A 550-nucleotide genomic window follows, 5' to 3' on the forward strand; every position below is an offset into this window, starting at 1 on the left:
GTATCTTGAATAGTAATCGTTTGAGAAACAGACGACGCATTATCGCACGCATCAGTAAAAGTCCAAGTACGTGTAATAGTGACATTACAAGGATTTGTATCGTCAGTAATATCTTCTACCGTACCAACAATCTCACCATTACAGTTATCTGTAGCAGTTAACTCAACAGCCGCAGGCACATCCGCTATACACTCATAAGTAACATCTGCAGGCGCTTGAGGCGCAACTGGAGCAGTCGTATCTTGAATAGTAATTGTTTGAGAAACAGACGACGCATTATCGCACGCATCAGTAAAAGTCCAAGTACGTGTAATAGTGACATTACAAGGATTTGTATCGTCAGTAATATCTTCTACCGTACCAATAATCTCACCATTACAGTTATCTGTAGCAGTTAACTCAACAGCCGCAGGCACATCCGCCATACACTCATAAGTAACATCTGCAGGCGCTTGAGGCGCAACCGGCGCAGTCGTATCTTGAATAGTAATCGTTTGAGAAACAGACGACGCATTATCGCACGCATCAGTAAAAGTCCAAGTACGTGTAA

At 42.7% G+C, this 550-nt stretch carries 1 protein-coding gene; it reads right to left on the reverse strand.

Annotated features, from left to right (window positions below; translation table 11 throughout):
- Positions 1–550, reverse strand: a 550-nt coding sequence (locus tag ABD690_RS13495) for an HYR-like domain-containing protein (RefSeq protein WP_486303590.1), incomplete at both ends; no start/stop codon positions are given.

The sequence above is a fragment of the Corallibacter vietnamensis genome, from assembly GCF_039537875.1.
Taxonomy (GTDB): domain Bacteria; phylum Bacteroidota; class Bacteroidia; order Flavobacteriales; family Flavobacteriaceae; genus Corallibacter; species Corallibacter vietnamensis.